A 3,927-nucleotide genomic window follows, 5' to 3' on the forward strand; every position below is an offset into this window, starting at 1 on the left:
TTCCGCAGGGCGTTCAAGCGGGCGCTCGGCGTACAGCCGACTTCTTACCGCAACGAAACGTTTGCGTGCTCCGAAAAATAAGTGTGTCCGTCTTCGGAAAAGCGCATAAAATCCGGCGTTTCCTCCCCTCCGAAAGCAAGGTGTGCCGCGAATGAAGTGTTCCTTTACCGCTTAGAGCCGGGCGATGTATGGTTTTCTTGTGAGAGCGCTGCCAATTCTGACGGCCCGGTATCATCGCATCGGCGGCTGGCGCAGACCGAGTATTCGCAAGGGGGAGGAACGCTTATGAATCAAGCGGCGGCCAAACGTGCCGGTACGTTCGCGGAAATAAGGCGGAAAGCCAGAAAACAAAGGATGCTGCTGCTGCTCTTCATTCCTGCAATCGCTTACTTTCTAGTCTTTCATTACGTTCCGATTTACGGAATCCTGATCGCTTTCAAGGATTTCCGCATGCAGGAAGGGCAGAGCTTTCTGGAATCGGTGCTCCTGGCTCCCTGGGCCGGCGAATACGGGCTGGATCATTTCAAAGCGTTCATTAACGGACCGTATTTCCTGACGCTGCTCAGGAACACCTTTTTGCTAGGACTGTTCTCGCTGCTGTTCGGCTTTCCGATACCGATCCTGTTCGCCCTGCTCCTTAACGAAATCCGGAAGAAGCATTACAAAAGCTTTGTCCAGACGATCAGCTATTTGCCGTATTTCCTGTCCGTCGTGGCCGTGATCGGCATGATGAAGATGGTGCTGTCTCCAAGCACCGGCATCGTCAATATCATGCTCGCCAAGCTCGGCCTGGAGCCAATCTATTTCTTCGCCGATGCAAGCTGGTTCCGCTTCCTGTTCATCAGTTCGGGTATCTGGACGTCGATGGGCATGGGCGCGGTCATCTATCTGGCGGCATTATCGAAGGTCGATACCGAGCAGTACGAATCGGCGGTCATAGACGGCGCTTCACGTCTTCGCCAAATGTGGCATATTACGCTGCCGGCCATCAAGCCGGTCGTGGTCATCACGCTCATTCTCAATATGTCCGGCGTGCTGAGCGTAGGCTCGGAAAAAATCATTCTGATGTACAACTCGCTAACTTACGAGACAGCGGACGTGTTCTCCACTTTCGTCTATCGCAGGGGACTTGTTGAGTTGGATTTCAGCTTTGGCGCGGCCGTCGATTTGTTCAACGCCATCGTTAACGTCATCTTCCTCGTAACGGCCAACTACCTGGCAAGAAAGGCGGCGGATGAAAGCTTATGGTAAAAGACGACTCCATCGGTTCGAAAATGCTGGATGTTACCGTACATGCCGTAATGCTTCTCGTCGTACTGATTACGCTGCTGCCGCTGATGCATGTCGTTTCGATTTCGTTTAGCGATCCGGACCAGATTATGAGGGGTAGAGTCGGTTTATGGCCCGCGGACTTCAGCCTTGACGCGTACTTCACGATTTTATTCGAGAATGTCCACATCCCCCGTTCGTTTCTGAATTCTGTCGTCATTACGGCAATCGGCTCGGTGCTCAACGTGCTGTTCACGACGATAACCGCCTACACGCTGTCCAAAAAGGATTTGCTGTTCCGCCCGTTTTTCCTGATGCTGTCGGTTCTGCCGATGTTTTTCACCGGGGGGATCGTGCCGCAGTTTCTGCTGATCAAAACGCTCGGCATGATGGATTCGGTCTGGGCGTTGACCGTTCCCGTGCTGATCAGCTCCTGGTGGCTGATTATTATGATATCTTTTTTCAAAAATTTCCCGCAGGAGCTCGAGGAAGCCGCCAAGCTCGACGGCTGCGGCGAGCTGCAGACGCTAATCCGCATCGTGCTTCCGCTGTCGATGGCTGGCGTCGTTACAATCGCCTTGTTCTATGGCGTTTCCCACTGGAATTCTTATTTTTCCGCCATGCTGTACATGCGGAGCTATGACAATTATCCACTTCAGCTGATTTTGAGGGAGATCGTTCTGCAGAGCACGATGGCCGAGCAGTTGGCCTCGCAGGGGAATGCCGCCTTGGCCGAGGATATGAGCACCAAGCTCACACCTGAAAGCGTTCAGTACGCGACGTTGGTCGTATCGATCGTCCCGATGCTGATTATTTATCCTTTTATCCAGAAGTATTTCGTCAAAGGGATCATGATCGGCTCGCTTAAGGGCTGACATTATAGCAAGGAGGTGAGGCGGCAACGATTAATCGGCCAGTCGTGCAAGACGCAGGATTACCTTGAATTCATGATGAGGGGGATGAAAGAACATGGAAAAAGGGAAATGGAAAGCGGTGCTGCTCGCGATTGCGACGGCGGTCGCGGCGACGGGCTGCAGCGAGGCCAATAACGGGAACGCAAACGAGCCGAATCAGGGGACCGCTACGACGACTGACGGCGGAACTTCGGGAGAGAACGCGACAATAAAGCTTTCGGTTGCGAGCATGCCCAAATATCCGCCGAACGAAATTCCGAACGATTACATCAAAGAGGTCGAAAAACGGTTTGGCATGCAATGGAATTTTGAATCCATCCCTCTGACGGCGGGCATCGAGAAGTATAACGTGATGTTCGCATCCGGCGACTATCCCGATTTTATTCCGAACATGAACAGCCCGACAAGCGTGAAGAAATGGGCGTCTTCCGGTTACTTGCTGCCAATCGGCGATTACATCGACAGGCTGCCTAATTACCGCAAATTGTTTTCCGACGAAGACTGGGAGCTGCTTCTGTCTTACGGCAGCAGCAACGGCAAGCTCTATATGCTGCCGAGCGTGGCGAGCAGCGACCCGATGACGTGGATTTACCGCAAGGATGCGTTCGACAAGGCCGGCATCGCTTCGTTCCCGGCCACGATGGATGAGCTGTACGAGTCAGCGAAGAAGCTGAAGGAAGCCTATCCCGCTTCCGTGCCGATCGGCGTTCGCGGCGGCACGGAAAACGGCGGCGTCAAAAACTTGATGAACGGCTTCCGCCAGGCGTTCCGCAATCCGCAGAACAGCAACACGCGCGGTTTCTGGAACGATCCGGACGAAGGCGGCAAGGTGATATGGAACCTGGCGTCGGCAAAGCATCGCGACATGCTGACTTTTATAGCCAAGCTGTATAAGGAAGGACTTGTCGAGAAGGAATTCGCGACGCTGACGCAGGATCAGTGGAAAGCGAAGCGCTTGACGGGGAAGGTGCTACTGGACTTCCAATACGCTAGCCATACGGTCGACCCGGACTACGCCTTAACGGATATTCCAGGTGGTCAATGGGAATTCGCGCGCATTCTGCCAAGCGCTTCGGAGCAGCCAGCTCTGGAATTCAAACCGCTTAACTTCTCGTTGTTCGGTCCGGTCTTCAGCAGCAAACTTGCCAATGAGCCGGAGAAGCTGGACCGACTGATCGAATATGTCGAATGGGGCGCCACGGCAGAAGGACAGCTGTTCCACCAGGCGGGCCTGGAAAACGTCACCTACGCGAACGAAGACGGGACGCTGAAATACAAGGAAGGGCTTGACCGTCAAAAGGTGGCGGAGCAGCACGGATTCGATTGGTGGCTGAGCCAAAGCGCGGAATTCATGAAATCCGATGCCGGGTATTTGAAGAAGCAGGAAGCAATGAAGGAATTTGCCCCGAACTATAACGTGACGCCGCAGAACGCTACGCTTACCGATGAGGAGCTGGAGACGGTGGGCACGACGGTCAGCGCCCTCGAAGATGTTGCTTTCCAGTTCGCTACGAAAGCGATTATGGGCATAATCGATATCAGCAGCGACAATGTATGGAACGGCTACTTGAGCGATCTGGAGAAGGTAGGGCTCGAAGAAACGCGGATGATTTACGAAAAATATTTAAAATAACGTCTGGCGCCCGTGCCGGCGCAATTTAGCACCATTTCAGGCTGCATTCGTGGCTGCACGCGGCGCGAAAAATACGGAAAAGGGCTCGCCGGACATGCGACTGCATGGCGG

The 3,927-nt window shown here is 53.8% G+C and carries 3 protein-coding genes; all 3 read left to right on the forward strand.

All coding sequences use genetic code 11. The features are described from left to right. Positions 1-285 precede the first annotated feature (285 nt). The 3 genes from PAT3040_RS07535 (at position 286) to PAT3040_RS07545 (ending at position 3,816) form a co-directional block, all read left to right on the forward strand. On the forward strand, positions 286-1,251 hold the full coding sequence (locus PAT3040_RS07535) for an ABC transporter permease (protein WP_108992113.1): 966 nt from the start codon (positions 286-288) through the stop codon (positions 1,249-1,251). Continuing rightward, complete coding sequence (locus PAT3040_RS07540; protein WP_108992114.1) at positions 1,245-2,144, forward strand: carbohydrate ABC transporter permease; 900 nt, start codon at positions 1,245-1,247, stop codon at positions 2,142-2,144. Before PAT3040_RS07535 ends, PAT3040_RS07540 begins: the two co-directional genes overlap by 7 nt. 94 nt (positions 2,145-2,238) lie before the next feature. After that, on the forward strand, positions 2,239-3,816 hold the full coding sequence (locus PAT3040_RS07545; protein WP_108992115.1) for an extracellular solute-binding protein: 1,578 nt from the start codon (positions 2,239-2,241) through the stop codon (positions 3,814-3,816). Positions 3,817-3,927: the final 111 nt, after the last annotated feature.

The organism is Paenibacillus agaridevorans, from assembly GCF_003112455.1.
Classification (GTDB): Bacteria; Bacillota; Bacilli; order Paenibacillales; family Paenibacillaceae; genus Pristimantibacillus; species Pristimantibacillus agaridevorans.